The sequence below is a fragment of the Janibacter indicus genome (assembly GCF_900176385.1).
Taxonomy (GTDB): domain Bacteria; phylum Actinomycetota; class Actinomycetes; order Actinomycetales; family Dermatophilaceae; genus Janibacter; species Janibacter indicus.
The window spans coordinates 83,176-99,673 of sequence record NZ_FWXN01000007.1 but is presented as its reverse complement, the minus strand read 5'-3'; the positions used below and the strand labels follow the sequence as shown (position 1 = coordinate 99,673).

Below are 16,498 nucleotides of genomic sequence, written 5' to 3'. Positions count from 1 at the left end.
TCGCCTAGCCACAGTCCACGCAGCGGCCGAAGAGCTCGAGGGTGTGCGACACGTCGGTGAAGCCGTGCTCGGCGCTCACCTTGTCGGCCCACCGCTCGACCGCCGGGCCCTCGACCTCGACGGTGCGGCCGCAGTCGCGGCAGACGAGGTGGTGGTGGTGCCCGGTGCTGCAGCGGCGGTAGACGATCTCCCCGTCGTCGGTGCGAAGGGAGTCCAGCGCCTCCTCGTCGACCATGGCCTGCAGGGTCCGGTAGACGGTCGCCAGACCGATCTTGTCGCCGCCGGCGGCGAGGCTCGCGTGGACCTCCTGCGCCGAGCGGAACTCGTCGGACCGGTCGACGTCGGCCTCGATCGCCGTGCGCTGGCGGGTGGGGCGGCGGGTGCGGGTGTCGGTCATCGGGGGCTCCCTTCGAGGGTGGGGCCTGCGGGGTCGGGGGTGTGCTCGTCCCAGTGGTCGCCGTGGCGGGCGTGCCGGCGCCCGTCGTGCAGGTAGTCGACGTGGTCGCCGTGCAGGACGACCTCGTGACCGCAGTCCTCCCAGTGCACGTGCTCGTGCGCCTCGGCGGTGCGGTGTCGTCGGTGGCCGAGGGCCCGCACGAGCGTCATGCCCGCAGCGGCGACGACGAAGACGGCGATGGCCAGCAGGACGATCGTCGCGCCCGAGGGGGTGTCGACGTAGAAGCTCGTGACGACGCCGCCGACGCTCGTCAGCGTGCCGACGAGAACCGCCCAGACCAGGCTCCCGCGGAAGGAACGTCCGAGGTACTGGCCGGTGGCATTGGGCAGGATCATCAGGGCGCTGATGAGCAGCAGCCCGATGACCCGCATCGAGATGACGACGGTGACGCCGGTGAGCACGGCGAGCAGGATGTTGGTGGCGAGCACGGGCAGGCCCGAGGCGCGGGCGTACTCGTCGTCCTGGGCGACTGCGAAGAGCCGCTCGCGCAGGACGATCACCGTGACGACCACGGCCGCCGCGAGCACGGCGAACTGGACGAGGTCGCTGGGCGAGACGGTCGTCAGGGCTCCGAAGAGGTAGCCCTGCAGGTTGTTGGCCGACCCGGCGGGGGCCTTGGCGATGATGACCACACCGGCGGCGAGGCCGCCGTAGAACATCACGGCGAGCGCGAGGTCACCACCGGTGCGGCCGAGGTGGCGCAGCAGCTCGATGGCGACCGCCGCGAGGACGACGACGACGAGGGCGGTGAGCACGGGGGAGGTGCTCGTGAGCACCCCGATGCCGACGCCGGCGAGGGCGACGTGCCCCATGCCGTCGCCGACGAGCGACATGCCCCGCTGCACGAGGAAGACACCCACGAGCGGTGCCGACGCCCCCACGAGCAGGGCGGCGATGAGCGAGTTGCGCATGAAGTCCAGGGCCAGCAGGTCCATCAGCGGTGCCCTCCCGTGGACGTGATGATCGTGGTCGGCACGGTAGAAGGGGGTGGTGCCTCCTCGCCGGCGTGGTGGGTGTGGGCCTCCTCGCCGGCGGCCAGCTCGCCCGGGGCGCAGTCCTGCCGGATGCCGCCGCCCCGCACGACGATCGTGCGGGTGACGATCTCGGCGAGGGCGTCGAGCTCGTGGGTGACGATGATCAGGGTCGCGCCCCGCTCGACGAGGCGGCGCATGACGGCAACGAGCACCGCCTGGTGCCCGCGGTCGACTCCGGCGGTCGGCTCGTCCATGAGGAAGACGTCGGCCCGGCTGGCCAGGGCGCGGGCGATGAGGACCCGGCGTTGCTGGCCGCCCGAGAGGGTGGCGACGTCGTGCGTGGCCAGGTCGGCGAGGCCGACGACCGACAGCGACTCGTGGACGAGGTCGCGCCCGGCGGCGTCGCGGATGCGCCACGGCGCCCACCACGGGGTACGCACGGTGCGGCCCATGGTGACGATCTCGGCGGCGGTGGCCCGCACGGCCGAGGCGAGGGTGTGCCGCTGGGGCACGTAGCCGATCCCGGCGCGCGCGCCGGGGGAGCCGACCTCGTGACCGAGGACCCGCGCACTGCCGGCGTGCAGCTCGGACAGGCCGAGCAGCCCCTTGACCAAGGTCGACTTGCCGGAGCCGTTGGGGCCGAGCACGGCGACGACCTCACCGCGGCGGACGGTGAGGTCGAGGTCGCTGACGATCGTGCGGTCCTCGTAGCCGAAGGCGGTGCCCTCGAGCTCGATGACGGGGGGCGCTCCGGTCATGAGCAGCCCTGCCCCTCACGCACGGTCTCGAGGTTGCTGCGCATGACCGAGACGTAGTCGTCGCCGGCGGACGCGTCGGTGAGCCCCTCGATCGGGTCGAGCACGGCGACCTCGGCGCCCGTCTCGCGGGCGATGGTGTCGGCGGTGTCCTGGGGGACGAGCGTCTCGGCGTACACGGTCGTGATCTTCTCATCCTCGATGTGCTCGACGAGGTCGGCGAGGGCCGTCGGGCTCGGCTCGGCGCCGGGGGTCAGCCCGCTCACCGACTCCTGGTGGAAGCCGTAGCGGTCGGCGAAGTACGCGAAGGCGGAGTGCCCGGTCACCAGGTCGGTGCTCGTGCAGTCGTCGAGCCCGGCCGTGAGGTCCTCGTCCAGAGCCGTGAGCTCGCCGGCGAACTCCTTGGCGTTGGCGCGGTAGTCGGCGGCGTGGTCGGGGTCGGCCTCGGCGAAGCGCTCGCCGAGGGCCTCGACGACCTCGGCGTAGCGCGTCGGGTCGAGCCAGAAGTGCGGGTCGGTGGCGCCGTGATCATGTCCGGCGTGGCCCTCCTCGCCTTCCTCGTGGTCGTGCCCCTCGTGCTCGTCGATCTCGATGTCCAGACGGGCGAAGGGAGAGACGTCCATCGCGCTGTCGCCGGCCTCCTTGGCCGCGTCGTCGACCGACGGTTGGAAGTCCTTCAGGTAGACGAGGGCATCGGCGCGGGTGGCCTCGAGGACCTGCTTGGGCGTCAGCTCGAGGTCGTGGGGCTCGGCGCCGGGCTTGGTGAGGTTGGTGACGGCGACGTGGTCGCCGCCGACCTGCTCGGCCGCGTGCTGCAGCGGGTAGAAGGAGGTGGCAATCGTGAGCGAGGCGTCACCGTCGGCGGAACCCCCTTCGCCACCGTCGGCGGAACCGCACCCGGTGAGGGCGAGGACGAGGGCGGAGACGGTGAGGGGGAGGCGGTGGCGCATCGGCATGAGAACGATTCTCAGATGAAATGAGAACCGTTGTCAAACCACGGGCGAATTACCGGGGGAAGAGCCGCACGGCCGTCACGCCGACGACCAGGAGGATCACGGCGACGCGCATGAGACGCTCGCTCGACGTCAGCCGCGGCCAGCTCAGCGCGAGCATCCACGCGAGGAAGAGCACGACGATGCCGAGCGGGATCGCTCCCCACGGACCGAGGAAGGCGCCGACGAGCACGAGGGCGAAGACGACGACGATCGGCACGGCCGGCGGCAGGCCCGCGATGACACGGGTCAGCGGCAGGCTCGCGCGCTCGAAGGCATTGGTCGCGACGGGCTCGGGGCGGCGGGAGGAGCTGCTGGACACCCCCACAGGGTAAGCGGGCCGATGCGGCTGCTCGGCACGGTGCCGGATAACCTCTCCCACATGGCCAAGCAGACCTCCACCGTGGACACCGTCGTCAACCTCTGCAAGCGCAGGGGCTTCGTCTTCCCGTGCGGTGAGATCTACGGCGGTACCCGCTCCGCGTGGGACTACGGGCCGCTCGGTGTCGAGCTGAAGGAGAACATCAAGCGTCAGTGGTGGCGCTCGATGGTCACCGGCCGCGACGACGTCGTCGGCCTCGACTCCTCGATCATCCTGCCGCGCGAGACCTGGGTCGCCTCGGGTCACGTCGGCACCTTCACCGACCCGCTCACCGAGTGCCTCAGCTGCCACAAGCGCCACCGCCAGGACCACCTGCAGGAGGCCGTGGCCGACAAGGCGGCGAAGAAGGGTGAGGAGATCGACCCCGACTCGATCCCGATGAGCGAGATCGTCTGCCCCGACTGCGGCACGCGCGGCCAGTGGACCGAGGCCCGCGAGTTCAACATGATGCTCAAGACCTACCTCGGGGTCATCGAGGACGAGTCCGGTCTGCACTACCTGCGCCCGGAGACCGCGCAGGGCATCTTCATCAACTTCAACAACGTCCTGCAGACCTCGCGCAAGAAGCCCCCCTTCGGCATCGCGCAGACCGGCAAGTCCTTCCGCAACGAGATCACGCCGGGCAACTTCATCTTCCGCACCCGCGAGTTCGAGCAGATGGAGATGGAGTTCTTCGTCAAGCCGGGTGAGGACGAGGAGTGGCACCAGTACTGGATCGACGAGCGCACCCGCTGGTACACGGACCTGGGCATCAACCCCGACAACCTGCGCCACTTCGAGCACCCGCAGGACAAGCTGAGCCACTACTCCAAGCGCACCGTCGACATCGAGTACCGGTTCGACTTCGCGGGCAGCGAGTGGGGCGAGCTCGAGGGCATCGCCAACCGCACCGACTACGACCTGACGAGCCACAGCAAGCACTCGGGCACCGACCTGACCTTCTTCGACCAGGCCAACAACGAGCGCTACACCCCCTACGTCATCGAGCCGGCGGCCGGCCTGTCCCGCTCGATCATGACCTTCCTCGTCGACGCCTACGCCGAGGACGAGGCGCCCAACGCCAAGGGCGGCGTCGACAAGCGGACCGTCCTGCGCCTCGACCACCGGCTCGCCCCGGTCAAGGCGGCCGTGCTGCCGCTGTCGCGCAATGCCGACCTGTCGCCCAAGGCGCGCGACCTGGCGGCGCAGCTGCGCAAGAGCTGGAACGTCGACTTCGACGACTCGCAGGCCATCGGCAAGCGCTACCGCCGCCAGGACGAGATCGGCACGCCCTACTGCATCACCGTCGACTTCGACACCCTCGAGGACAACGCGGTGACGATCCGCGAGCGCGACACCATGGCGCAGGAGCGGGTCTCGATCGACCAGGTCGAGGCGTGGCTCGCGCCGAGGCTGCTCGGGTCCTGACGTCATGACCCGGGCGGGCGCGCCGATCCGGCTGCTGCTCGTCCACGGCAGCCGGCTCAACTCCGCGTCCTGGATCCCCCTCGAGGAGGCCCTCCTCGGGCGGATCGTCTGCCACCACGTCGACCTGCCCGGGCACGGACTCGCGACCGAGCTGCCCTTCACGATGGAGGGTGCGCTCGAGGCCGTGAGCGGCGGCGTGGCCGAGCTCGACCCCGGTCGGCACCGGGTCGTGCTCGCCGGCCACAGCCTCGGCGGCTACGTGGCGATGGAGTGGGCGGCACAGCACCACATGGTCCTGTCCGGTCTGGTGCTCATGGGCTCGACGGCCCAGCCGAGCTCTCGGCTCGCGGGCGTCTACCGGGCGATGGGGTCCGCGCTGCGGGCCGGGCTCGGTGACGAGCGTCGGGCCTCGCAGCTCCGCGAGACCGATGCGGCGTCGCTGCGCCGCATCATCGGTGAGCGCACGGCCGACGCGGTGCTCGAGCGCGGCCCCGGCCTTGCGGCGATCCCCGATGCCTGGGATGCCGTCATCGACGAGGTCGACCTGCGCTCGCTCACCGAGGTCGACGTGCCGATCCTCGCGATCAACGGTGAGTTCGACCAGTTCCGGGTGGGCGAAGGGAGGGCCCGTCGCCTGCGTCAGGACCTCGAGATCGTCCACGTGCCCGGAGCCACGCACTTCGCCCCGATGACCCACCCGGCGCCCGTGGCCCGGGCGATCGCGGAGTTCGTGTCGGGCCTGCCGGCCTGAGCCCGCCGAAGGATGTGCATTGCCCTACGGCAATGAAGGATCTGCATTGCCGTAGGGCAATGCGGAGTGGGCGGGGGGGTGTCCCTATGGGTTCCGTCAAGCGGCTGTGGCTGGGCCGGGTTGGTAGGGGGTGCCGTCTCTGAGCATGGCGTAGATGACGTCGCAGCGGCGTCTGGCCAGGCAGATCAGAGCGGCGTTGTGCTTCTTGCCCTGGGCGCGTTTGCGGTCGTAGTAGGCGCGTGAGGTCGGGTCGGACAGCGCGGCGAACGCGGACAGGAACATCGCGCGTTTGAGGTTCTTGTTGCCTCCGCGTGAGGGGTGTTCGCCGCGGATGGAGGATCCGGATCGACGGGTGACCGGGGCCAGTCCGGCGTAGGCGGCCAGGTGCCCGGGTGTGGGAAATGTGGTTCCGTCGCCGACTTCGAGCAGGATGCGTGCTCCGGTCCTGACCCCGATGCCGGGCATCGAGGTCAGGACCGCGGCAAGAGGGTGTGCATCGAGCATCTCCTCGACCTGGGCCGCGGCCTGCTCGCGTTGCGCCAGCAGCGCGGTCAGCTGGTCGGCCAGCTGGGGCAGGACCAGCTCGGCGGCCCGGGTGCCGGGAACTGTCACGCTCTGCTCGTCCAGCGCGGCCATGATCGCGTCGACGATCGCGTGGTGGGAGCGCGGAGCCCGTGGCCTGACGACGTTGGCGATCCGCTTCTTGCCGACTGCGCGCAGTCCAGTGGGGCCGCCGTAGCGGTGGAGCAGTTCCAAGATCGCCTTGTGGTGCAGCTTGCCGCCGATGGCCCGTTCCAAGGCCGGGTGGATCTGGGTCAGCAGCCCGTGGATGCGATTGGTCACCCGGGTGACCTCGGCTGCGAGGTCGTCGTCGAAGCCGACGATCACTTCCAGGTCGGCCAGCGCTTCGTCGCCGGTGTCGACGCGGCGCAGGGCATGCGGCAGCGTCCGTGCTGCTTCAGCGATGACATACGCATCGCGGGCGTCGGTCTTAGCGTTGCCCGGGTGCAGGTCGGCGATGCGGCGCATGGCCAGTCCGGGCAGGTAGGCCACGTCCGCCCCCACATCGCGTGCCACAGCCACGGGCAGCGCGCCGATCGAGGCGGGCTGGTCGACGACCACGAGCACGCGCCCGTGCTCGCTCAACTGCTCGAACAGGGCCCGCAGTGCGTGCTCGTCCTGCGGCAAAGGTCGGTCGTGCATCCGATGGCCCTCGGGGTCGAGGGCGGTGGCGTGGTGCTCGCCCTTGCCGACGTCCAACCCGAGGAACACCGCGTACCCGCGGCGTGCTGATGGCTCTTCCATGACGGGCCTCCTTGCCCACGCGCAGACAGTGGTCACGCCGGCCGCGGTCTGGCGTCAGCAGCCGGCAGCCACGTTACGAAGAGACCACCCAAGCGGGGGCCGTGTCCCTATCAGCGGTCAGACCGACGCCACCAGGCCCGGTGACAACACCCCCCGGATCATCCACGCGACAGGGGCAGTAAGTCATGCCGAGCCCAGCGACCAACACCCCCATCATCGAGGGCACGAAGAAGGTAACGGGCAGGCGCCGGTGGCGATCGGGCGGCTCGGGTCGGTGATCCACTCGCTCCAGCTGCCGATGTAGACGTCGGCGTCGACGCCCGCCTCGTGCAGGGCGAGGGCGGTGTGGGCCGCGGTGATGCCCGACCCGCAGTAGGTGCCGACGACGGTCACCTCGTCGATGTCCTCGCGGGCGAAGCGCTCGCGCAGCTCGTCGGCCGGCCGCAGTCGCCCGTCGGGCTGCACGAGGTCGCTCATCGGTACGTTGACCGCACCGGGGATGTGGCCCGCGACCGGGTCGATCGGCTCCTCCTCGCCGCGATAGCGCTCCGGCGAGCGGGCGTCGACGAGCACCCCGAGCTTGGCCGTGGCGACGGCGTCCTCGGCGTCGAGCGCCACGAGCTGGTCGGCCTCGAGGTGGACCGTGCCCGGCTCCGGGCTCACCGGCTCGGTGACCACGGTGCCGCCGGCGGCACGCCACGCGGCCAGCCCGCCGTCGAGGACGCGCACGTCCTCGACCCCGGCCCACCGCAGGACCCACCACGCCCGGGCGGCGCCGAGCGAGGTGCCCTGGTCGTAGACGACGACGCGCGAGTCGTCGTCGAGACCGGCCGCGCGCAGTCCGGCCTGCAGCGTCTCCACGTCGGGCAGGGGGTGCCGCCCCCCTTCGCCCGCGGGGCCGGCGAGGACCGTGTCGAGGTCGACGAAGGGAGCGCCCGGCACGTGGCCCCCGGTGTACAGGCGGGGGCCGTCGCCGGTGAGCGTGTACTGGACGTCGAGGACGAGCAGGTCCTTCTCGTCGATCTCGTGCAGTAGGCCGTCGGCGGTGATCAGGGCGGTCATGCGGGCTCCTCGGGGTCGTGGGGCAGGGTCTGGATCGGGACCTCGTAGTCACCGAAGTCGTCGTAGGCGCGCGGGTCCTCGCGCGGCTCGATGTGGGTCGTCACCGTGAGGTCGTCGAACTCGTCCTCGAGCGCGCGCTCGATCCCCTCGACGATGTCGTGGGCGCGGCGCACGGACCAGGCGCCGGGGACGAGGACGTGCATCTCGGCGAAGGACAGGTGGCCGGCACCCCGGGTGCGCAGGCCGTGGATGTCGACCTCGTCGGTACGGTGCCGGGAGAGCGCGTCGGCGATGCGGGCATTGGTCTCCGGGTCGAGCGCCTCGTCCATGAGGCCGCGGCCGGACTCGCTGACGAGCTTCCACCCGGTCCAGATGATGTTGGCCCCGACGAGCAGGGCGACGACCGGGTCGAGCCGGTCGATGCCGGTGACGACGACGAGAAGCACGCCGACGACGACCCCGACGGAGGTCCACACGTCGGTGAGCAGGTGCTGACCGTCGGCCCGCAGGGTGATCGAGTGGTGGCGGCGGCCGGCGCGCAGAAGCACCCACGCCACCGCGCCGTTGATGACCGACGCGATGACCGAGATCGCCAGACCAACGCCGGCCTGCTCGACGGGCTGCGGGTCGAGCAAGCGACCGATCGACTGCCAGATGATGAAGCTCGCGGCGACGAAGATCATCCCGCCCTCGATCGCCGCGGAGAAGTACTCCGCCTTGCTGTGGCCGAAGTGGTGGTTGTCATCCGCAGAGCGAGCCGCGACCCGCAGGGCGACAAGCGCGGCCACGGCCGCGACGAGGTTGACGATCGATTCGGCGGCGTCGGCGAGCAGGCCGACCGAGCCGGTCACCCACCAGGCGCCGGTCTTCAGTGCGATCGTCGCGAGGGCCGCGGCGATCGAGAGCCACGCGAACCTCTCCAGACGGCTGCGCGATGAGGAGGCTCGGGTGGTCACGCCCACGATTGTCCCTGCCGGCCCCGCCGGTGCGACACTGGGAGGCGCGATGACGTCCTCCACCCTTGCCCCCACCACCCCGGCGACCACGGGGGAGCGCGTGCTGCCTCCCCTTCGCATCGGCCGGCACGTCATCGACTCACCGGTCGTCCTGGCACCGATGGCCGGCATCACCAACCGCGCCTTCCGTCGCCTGTGCCGCGAGGCTGGCGACGCCGGGCTCGCCGCGAGCGGGCTCACCGGCGCGAGCAGCCTCTACGTCAACGAGATGGTCACCTCGCGCGCGCTCGTCGAGCGCACGCCGGAGTCGATGCGACTCATCGCGCACGACGAGGACGAGCGGCCGCGCAGCGTGCAGCTCTACAGCGTCGACCCGGCGACGACCGCTGCCGCCGTGCGGATGCTCGTCAGCGAGGACCGCGCCGACCACATCGACCTCAACTTCGGCTGCCCGGTGCCCAAGGTGACCCGCAAGGGCGGGGGAGCGGCACTGCCGTGGAAGCGTGACCTCTTCCGCGCCATCGTCTCCGCGGCCGTCACCGAGGGGGCGAAGGGGGACGTCCCCGTCACCGTGAAGATGCGCAAGGGCATCGACGACGAGCACCTCACCTACCTCGAGGCGGCCACCGCCGCCGTCGAGGAGGGTGTCGCCGCGGTCGCGCTGCACGGCCGCACCGCGAGCCAGGCCTACTCCGGTCACGCGGACTGGTCGGCGATCAAGCTGCTCAAGGAGACGATCACCTCGGTGCCGGTGCTCGGCAACGGCGACATCTGGTCGGCCGAGGACGCCCTCGCGATGGTCGAGCAGACCGGCTGCGACGGCGTCGTCGTCGGTCGCGGCTGCCTCGGTCGGCCGTGGCTGTTCGCCGACCTCGCGGCCGCCTTCGCCGGGGCCGAAGTGCGCGTGACACCGACGCTGGGTGAGGTGACGGCCACGCTGCGCCGGCACGCCGAGCTGCTCACCGACTTCTACGCCGGCGACGAGCTGCGCGCCTGCCGCGACATCCGCAAGCACATCGCCTGGTACCTCAAGGGCTTCCCCGCCGGGTCGACGGTGCGCAACCAGCTCGCGCTCGTCGACTCGCTCGCCGCCCTCGACCGGCTCATCGAGACGATGGACCCGACGAGCCCGTGGCCCGGCGCTGCCGCCGAGGGTCAGCGTGGTCGGGCCGGGTCCTCGCGCGTCGTGGCGCTGCCGGAGAACTGGCTCGCCTCCCGCGAGCTCGACGAGGACCAGCGGGCGCAGGTCGCCGCCGCCGAGCAGTCCGTCGCCGACGGCGGCTGACCCTCACTCCACGACGACGAGCAGGTCGCCCCCTTCGACCTGCTGGCGCGCGCCGACCGCGAGCCGGCGCACCGTGCCCGCGACGGGGGTCGTGATGCCGGCCTCCATCTTCATCGCCTCGATCGTCGCGACGGTGGCGCCCGCCTCGACCTCGTCGCCCTCGGCGACCTGGACCGTGACGACCCCGGCGAAGGGGGCCGCGACCTGACCGGAGGCGCCCGGGTCGGCCTTCTCGGCCGCGACGACCTCCGCGTCGACGCCGCGGTCGCGGACCTGGACGGGGCGCAGCTGACCGTTGACCGTCCCCATGACGGTGCGCATGCCGTGCTCGTCGGGCTCGCTCACCGAGCTCAGGCCGATCGTCAGGGTCTTGCCCGGCTCGATCTCGACCTCGTCGTCGCGCCCTTGCTCCAGGCCGTGGAGGAAGAGGCCGGTGTCGAGCACCGAGGTGTCGCCGAAGCTCGCCCGGGCGGTGCGCATCTCCTGGGTCGGGCCGGGGAAGAGCAGCTCGTTGAGCGTCTCGCGCGGGGCGTCGCGCAGGGCCTGCTCCTGCTCGGGGGTGAGATCGGCGGTCGGCGGGTGCTCGCGGCGGCTTTCGAGCGCCTTGCTGCGGAAGGGCTCGGGCCACCCGCCGGGCGGGTCGCCGAGGTCGCCGCGGAGGAACCCGATGACCGAGTCGGGGATGTCGAAGCGGGCCGGGTCGGCCTCGAACTGCGCCGGGTCGGCGCCCAGGCCGACGAGGGAGAGCGCGAGGTCGCCGACGACCTTGCTGCTCGGCGTCACCTTGACGATGTGGCCGAGCATCGCGTCGGCGGCCGCGTACATGTCCTCGACCTCCTCGAAGCGCTCGCCGAGGCCGAGGGCGATCGCCTGCTGGCGCAGGTTGGACAGCTGCCCGCCGGGAATCTCGTGCCGGTAGACGCGGCCGGTGGGGGAGGCCAGCCCGGACTCGAAGGGCGCGTAGAGGCGCCGCACGCCCTCCCAGTAGGGCTCGAGCGCGAAGACCTGCTCGATGTCCAGGCCGGTCGGCCGGTCGGTACCGTCGGTCGCCGCGACGAGGGCGGACAGCGAGGGCTGCGAGGTGGTGCCGGCCATCGTCGCGCTCGCCGCGTCGACGGCGTCGACGCCGGCCCCGATCGCCGCGAGGAGGGTGCCGATCTGGCCGCCCGCGGTGTCGTGGGTGTGCAGGTGCACCGGGAGGTCGAACCGGTCGCGCAGCGCGGTCACGAGTCGGGCCGCCGCGGGGGCGCGCAGCAGCCCGGCCATGTCCTTGATCGCGAGGACGTGCGCGCCGGCGTCGACGATCCGTTCGGCGAGGCGCAGGTAGTAGTCGAGCGTGTAGATCTCCTCGCCCGGGTCGAGGAGGTTGCCGGTGTAGCACAGGGCGACCTCGGCGACCGCGGTGTCGGTCGCGAGCACCGACTCGATCGCGGGGCGCATCTGGTCGACGTCGTTGAGCGCGTCGAAGATGCGGAAGATCGACAAGCCGCTGCGGGCGGCCTCGGCGACGAAGGCGTCGGTGACGCTCGTCGGGTAGGGCGTGTAGCCGACGGTGTTGCGCCCGCGCAGGAGCATCTGGAGGGCGACGTTGGGCATCGCCTCGTGCAGGGCCGAGAGCCGCTCCCACGGGTCCTCGTGGAGGAAGCGCAGGGCGACGTCGTAGGTCGCGCCGCCCCAGGCCTCGACGGACAGCAGCTGGGGGGTGAGCCGGGAGACGTGCTCGGCGACGTGGAGCAGGTCGCGGGTGCGCACGCGGGTGGCGAGCAGCGACTGGTGGGCGTCGCGGAAGGTCGTGTCGGTCACCGGGACGTCGGTGCGGGAGCGCAGGTCGGCGGCGAAGCCGGCGGGGCCGAGCCGCAGGAGGCGGTCACGGCTGCCCTCGGGGCGCTCGCCCTGCGGCAGCTGCGGCAGCTTGGTCCTCGGGCGCAGGTCGCTCGTGCGCGGGCCGTGCGGCTGGTTGACCGTGACGTCGGCGAGGTAGGTGAGCAGCTTGGTCGCCCGGTCCTTGCCCGTCGGGGCCTCGAGCAGCTCGGGGCGCTCGTCGATGAAGCTCGTCGTGACCCGGCCGGCCTGGAAGTCGGGGTCGGCGAGCACCGCCTCGAGGAAGGGGAGGTTGGTCGCGACCCCGCGGACGCGGAACTCGGCGAGCGCCCGTCGGGCCCGGCGGACCGCGAGCGGGAAGGTGCGGGCGCGGCAGGTGAGCTTGACGAGCATCGAGTCGAAGTGGGCGCTCACCTCGGCCCCGACGAAGGTCGTGCCGCCGTCGAGGCGCACCCCGGAGCCGCCGGCGGAGCGGTAGGCGGAGATCGTGCCCGAGTCGGGGCGGAACCCGTTGGCCGGGTCCTCGGTCGTGATCCGGCACTGCAGGGCGAAGCCGTGCGTGCCGATGTCCTCCTGGCGCATGCCGAGCTCGGCGAGGGTCGCGCCGGCCGCGATCCGCAGCTGCATGACGACGAGGTCGACCTCGGTGACCTCCTCGGTCACGGTGTGCTCGACCTGGATGCGCGGGTTCATCTCGATGAAGACGTAGCGGCCGTCCTCTCCGAGGAGGAACTCGACGGTGCCGGCGTTGACGTAGCCGATGGACTTCGCGAAACGCACCGCGTCGGCGCACATCCGCTCGCGCAGGTCGGGGTCGAGGTTGGGCGCCGGGGCGATCTCGACGACCTTCTGGTGGCGCCGCTGCACCGAGCAGTCCCGCTCGAAGAAGTGGAGGACCTCACCGCTGGCGTCACCGACGACCTGGACCTCGATGTGCCGCGGGTTGACGACCGCCTCCTCGAGGTAGAGGGTCGGGTCGCCGAAGGCCGACTCGGCCTCGCGCTGGGCGGCCTCGAGGGCCCCGCGCAGGTCCTCGCGGCGCTCGACGCGCCGCATGCCGCGGCCACCGCCGCCGCTCACCGCCTTGACGAAGACGGGGAACCCGATCTCCTCCGCGGCGCGCTCGAGGGCGTCGAGGTCGGTCGTCGCCTCGGCGCCGTCGAGGGTCGGCAGGCCGGCCTCCTTCGCCGCGGCGATCGCGCGGGCCTTGTTGCCGGTGAGCTCGAGGACCTCGGCCGGGGGACCGATGAAGGTGATGCCGTGGCGCGCGCACTCCTCGGCGAGCTGCGGGTTCTCGGAGAGGAACCCGTAGCCCGGGTAGATCGCGTCGACGTCGGCCTCGCGGGCCACCCGCACGATCTCCTCGGGGTCGAGGTAGGCGCGGACCGGGTGGCCCTCCTCGCCGATGACGTAGGCCTCGTCGGCCTTCATCCGGTGCTCGGAGAGGCGGTCCTCGACCGGGTAGACGGCGACGGTCGTCGCGTCGACCTCGGTGGCCGCGCGGAAGGCGCGGATGGCGATCTCGCCTCGGTTGGCGACGAGGATCTTGCGGAACATGGGAGCCTCCGGGGTGTGTCGGCCATGGGTCGTGCCAACGCTAGTCGCGATGCCGCTCCCGGCACAGGGGGTGTTCCGCAAGCTGGGTCCGCCCCGGCCGACGTAGGCTCACCCGCGTGAGCGAGAGCAGCGACCGGGAGCGGTGGGTCTCCGAGGACCCGGTGCACAAGCGCGCCGACCGTGACGACTTCGCGCGCGACCGCGGGCGGCTCATCCACTCCGCGGCTCTGCGACGCCTCTCGGCCAAGACCCAGGTGCTCGGCCCGGGCAGCGACGACTTCGTGCGCAACCGGCTGACGCACAGCCTCGAGGTGGCCCAGATCGGCCGCGAGTTCGGCGGTGCGCTCGGGTGCGCGGCCGATGTCGTCGAGGTCGCCTGCCTCGCGCACGACCTGGGGCATCCCCCCTTCGGTCACAACGGCGAGACGGCGCTCGACGAGGTCGCGGCCGACATCGGCGGCTTCGAGGGCAATGCGCAGACGCTGCGCATCCTCACCCGGCTCGAGCCCAAGCGGGTCCACCCCGACGGGCGGCCCGCCGGCCTCAACCTCACCCGCGCGAGCCTCGACGCGGCCACGAAGTACCCGTGGCGGCGGGGTCGCGGCCCCGCTCCCACACCGAAGTTCGGCGTCTACGAGGACGACCTGCCCGTCTTCGACTGGATGCGCGAAGGGAGCCCCGGTGGCCTCGTGCGCTGCCTGGAGGCCGACGTCATGGACTGGTCCGACGACGTCGCCTACTCGGTCCACGACGTCGAGGACGCCGTCGCCTCCGGCCGGCTGGACCTGCGCCGGCTGCGCGACGCGGAGGACACCGAGGCGGTGCTCGACATGGCGGTGCGCTTCTTCGCCGCCGACCTCGGTCGGGACGCCGTCGGCGAGGGGCTCGAGCGGATCCTCGCCACCGGTGCCGTGCCCGAGCACTACGACGGGTCGCGCGCCGGCCTCGCGGGGCTCAAGGACATGACCTCACGGATCATCGGACGCTTCGTCCACGCCGCCGAGCAGGCGACCCGCGCCGTGCACGGGCCCGGCGACCTCGGGCGCTACGACGCCCGTCTCGTCGTCCCCGACGACTCGCGTGCCGAGGTCGCGGTGCTCAAGGCCGTGGCCGCGCACTTCGTCATGTTCTCCGGCGAGCGTGACGACGAGTATGCGCACCAGCGCGCGGTCGTCGCCGACCTCGCCCGATGGTTCGCCGCGGACCCCGCGGCGCGGGTCGACGCCGACCTGCGCCCCGATCTCGCTGCGGCGCAGGACGACTCGGCCCGGCTGCGGGTCGTCGTCGACCAGGTGGCGAGCCTGACCGACGTGCGTGCCCTCGCCCTGCACGCGGCGCACTGCGACTGACGGGTGAACTCCCGGTGACAGGGGAGTCCTCCCCATTCCCGCGGCCCGCCGGGTCCTGCCACGGTCGGGCGCGTGACGGTCATGCAGGGGATGGACGCGGCGCGGGTCCGCGAGGTCGCGCAGGCGCTGCGCGGCTGCGCCGGCGACGTCGAGGAGGTCCGTGTCGCGGGGACGGCCAGCGCGGGCGTGCTCGGGGAGGTCTGGTGGGGAGGTGATGCCGAGTTCCTCCTGCGCTCGTGGGCGGACCTGACGCCCGCGCTCGTCGGCGCCGGGGCGGCGCTCGAGGAGGCGAGCGCGACCCTGCTGCGTCAGGCCGCCGATCAGGAGACGGCCTCCGACGAAGGGGGAGGGGCCGCACCCTTCGTCCTCGCGTCCTCGACGACGCCGCTCAAGGTCGCCGAGGACACCAACCCGGCGCCGCGCGAGGCGCTCGCCGACGTCGACCCCGAGACCGGGGCGATGACCCGGGACGCGGCGCAGCGGTGGCGCGATGAGCACACCGACGGGGTCAACCCCGCGTGGGACGTCGACCCGGAGGACGGGACGGCGGTCGTCAGCGGGCGGGGGGTGCCCAATGGCGACTTCGCCGGGAAGACCTACGGCGGGCCGGACTGGAGCGAGGAGACGTCCGAGGAGCACGGGCCGCAGTGGAGCGAGGAGCTGCAGGAGGCCTACCCCGACGGCGTCGAGATCGACGAGTTCGGCTTCCCGAACTTCTACCCCTATGCCAGCACGGAGTACCCGCCGGTGCTCGTCGAGCTGACCACGACGTCGAGCAAGGACATCCGACTGGCCTACGAGGCCGCCGGCATCGACAAGGACACGGCCAAGGAGCTGCAGGAGGACTGGGTGTGGCACCACACCCACGCCTACGACCCCGAGACCGGGCGCGGTGAGCTGATCCTCATCCCGCGTGACCTGCACGCGGCGGTCAAGCATGCTGGGGGACGGTCACTGCACAAGCACAACGGAGCCGAGACGAGCGATTGATGGACTTCCGCACCCGCTACGCCGCACCCGACGACGCCGCGCTCGCGGCGCTCGAGGCGCAGATCGGCTCACCCCTGCCCGGCGACTACCGGGAGTGGCTGCGCGCCAACGGTGGTGGCGTCACCGAGGACGACCTCAAGTACGGCACCGACGACCTGGACGTCGACGAGGCCACCCACCCGGTGGTGACGATCTTCTTCGGGCTGGGCGTCGAGCACGCCGAGCTCGACCTGCTCCGCTCGCGCAAGGTCTACGCCGGCCGGGTCCCGGACGACCTGACGCCCATCGGCACCAACGACGCCGGCGACCTCGTCTGCCTCGCGATCGCGGGCGAGGCCCCGGGGTCGGTGTGGTCGTGGGCCCACGAGGAGGAGGCGGCCACCCGCGTCACCGCCGGCTTCACCCCCTTCGTCGAGGGGCTGCGGCCGATCCCCTGGTGACCGGGGCCGCTGGCG

At 72.0% G+C, this 16,498-nt stretch carries 15 protein-coding genes; 6 read left to right on the top strand and 9 right to left on the bottom strand.

Annotated features, from left to right (window positions below):
* Window positions 1-4 precede the first annotated feature (4 nt).
* Genes B9B60_RS09835 through B9B60_RS09815 form a run of 5 tightly spaced genes read right to left on the bottom strand, consistent with a single transcriptional unit; the run spans window position 5 to window position 3,500 of the window.
* Window positions 5-397 carry a Fur family transcriptional regulator gene (locus B9B60_RS09835; protein WP_084451247.1) on the bottom strand — a complete coding sequence of 131 codons (393 nt, stop codon included), beginning with the start codon at window positions 395-397 and terminating at the stop codon, window positions 5-7.
* The gene (locus B9B60_RS09830; protein ID WP_084451342.1) at window positions 394-1,395 is read right to left on the bottom strand and encodes a metal ABC transporter permease; all 1,002 of its coding nucleotides are present in this window, start codon (window positions 1,393-1,395) and stop codon (window positions 394-396) included. Before B9B60_RS09830 ends, B9B60_RS09835 begins: the two co-directional genes overlap by 4 nt.
* Entirely contained in the window at window positions 1,392-2,189 is a 798-nt protein-coding gene (locus B9B60_RS09825) for a metal ABC transporter ATP-binding protein (RefSeq protein WP_234993829.1), read from the bottom strand. The genes B9B60_RS09830 and B9B60_RS09825 overlap by 4 nt, the downstream gene beginning before the upstream one ends.
* Window positions 2,186-3,142: a metal ABC transporter substrate-binding protein gene (locus B9B60_RS09820; protein ID WP_084451245.1), complete on the bottom strand. Its 957-nt coding sequence runs from the start codon at window positions 3,140-3,142 to the stop codon at window positions 2,186-2,188. The genes B9B60_RS09825 and B9B60_RS09820 overlap by 4 nt, the downstream gene beginning before the upstream one ends.
* A 49-nt stretch (window positions 3,143-3,191) precedes the next feature.
* Window positions 3,192-3,500, bottom strand: coding sequence for a DUF6703 family protein (locus tag B9B60_RS09815; RefSeq protein ID WP_072624887.1), 309 nt, complete (start codon window positions 3,498-3,500; stop codon window positions 3,192-3,194).
* 60 nt (window positions 3,501-3,560) lie between these two features.
* Here B9B60_RS09815 and B9B60_RS09810 point away from each other — a divergent pair, with 60 nt between their 5' ends.
* Entirely contained in the window at window positions 3,561-4,967 is a 1,407-nt protein-coding gene (locus B9B60_RS09810; protein ID WP_084451341.1) for a glycine--tRNA ligase, read from the top strand.
* Window positions 4,968-4,971: 4 nt separating this feature from the next.
* Complete coding sequence (locus B9B60_RS09805; RefSeq protein WP_084451244.1) at window positions 4,972-5,718, top strand: alpha/beta fold hydrolase; 747 nt, start codon at window positions 4,972-4,974, stop codon at window positions 5,716-5,718.
* 96 nt (window positions 5,719-5,814) lie between these two features.
* Here the strand turns inward: B9B60_RS09805 and B9B60_RS09800 are convergent, their stop codons facing one another.
* The 3 genes from B9B60_RS09800 to B9B60_RS09790 all read right to left on the bottom strand — a co-directional run bounded on the left by B9B60_RS09800 (window position 5,815) and on the right by B9B60_RS09790 (window position 9,041).
* The gene (locus B9B60_RS09800; protein ID WP_072625198.1) at window positions 5,815-7,023 is read right to left on the bottom strand and encodes an IS110 family RNA-guided transposase; all 1,209 of its coding nucleotides are present in this window, start codon (window positions 7,021-7,023) and stop codon (window positions 5,815-5,817) included.
* A 213-nt stretch (window positions 7,024-7,236) separates the two neighbouring features.
* Window positions 7,237-8,085 carry a sulfurtransferase gene (locus tag B9B60_RS09795; protein WP_084451243.1) on the bottom strand — a complete coding sequence of 283 codons (849 nt, stop codon included), beginning with the start codon at window positions 8,083-8,085 and terminating at the stop codon, window positions 7,237-7,239.
* Window positions 8,082-9,041, bottom strand: a complete 960-nt coding sequence (locus tag B9B60_RS09790; RefSeq protein ID WP_084451340.1) for a cation diffusion facilitator family transporter — start codon at window positions 9,039-9,041, stop codon at window positions 8,082-8,084. The genes B9B60_RS09795 and B9B60_RS09790 overlap by 4 nt, the downstream gene beginning before the upstream one ends.
* Window positions 9,042-9,090: 49 nt before the next feature.
* On the opposite strand from B9B60_RS09790, the gene dusB reads away from it, so the two are divergent.
* Window positions 9,091-10,326 carry a tRNA dihydrouridine synthase DusB gene (dusB, locus tag B9B60_RS09785; RefSeq protein WP_084451339.1) on the top strand — a complete coding sequence of 412 codons (1,236 nt, stop codon included), beginning with the start codon at window positions 9,091-9,093 and terminating at the stop codon, window positions 10,324-10,326.
* A 3-nt stretch (window positions 10,327-10,329) separates the two neighbouring features.
* On the opposite strand, the gene B9B60_RS09780 is transcribed toward dusB, so the two are convergent.
* Entirely contained in the window at window positions 10,330-13,704 is a 3,375-nt protein-coding gene (locus B9B60_RS09780) for a pyruvate carboxylase (RefSeq protein WP_084451242.1), read from the bottom strand.
* Between the two features lie 116 nt (window positions 13,705-13,820).
* On the opposite strand from B9B60_RS09780, the gene B9B60_RS09775 reads away from it, so the two are divergent.
* The 3 genes from B9B60_RS09775 to B9B60_RS09765 all read left to right on the top strand — a co-directional run bounded on the left by B9B60_RS09775 (window position 13,821) and on the right by B9B60_RS09765 (window position 16,483).
* Window positions 13,821-15,053 carry a deoxyguanosinetriphosphate triphosphohydrolase gene (locus B9B60_RS09775; RefSeq protein ID WP_084451241.1) on the top strand — a complete coding sequence of 411 codons (1,233 nt, stop codon included), beginning with the start codon at window positions 13,821-13,823 and terminating at the stop codon, window positions 15,051-15,053.
* 81 nt (window positions 15,054-15,134) lie between these two features.
* Window positions 15,135-16,043 (top strand): HNH endonuclease, encoded by a 909-nt coding sequence (locus B9B60_RS09770; RefSeq protein WP_234993838.1) that lies wholly within the window; start codon window positions 15,135-15,137, stop codon window positions 16,041-16,043.
* Complete coding sequence (locus tag B9B60_RS09765) at window positions 16,043-16,483, top strand: SMI1/KNR4 family protein (protein ID WP_084451239.1); 441 nt, start codon at window positions 16,043-16,045, stop codon at window positions 16,481-16,483. Before B9B60_RS09770 ends, B9B60_RS09765 begins: the two co-directional genes overlap by 1 nt.
* Window positions 16,484-16,498 lie beyond the last annotated feature (15 nt).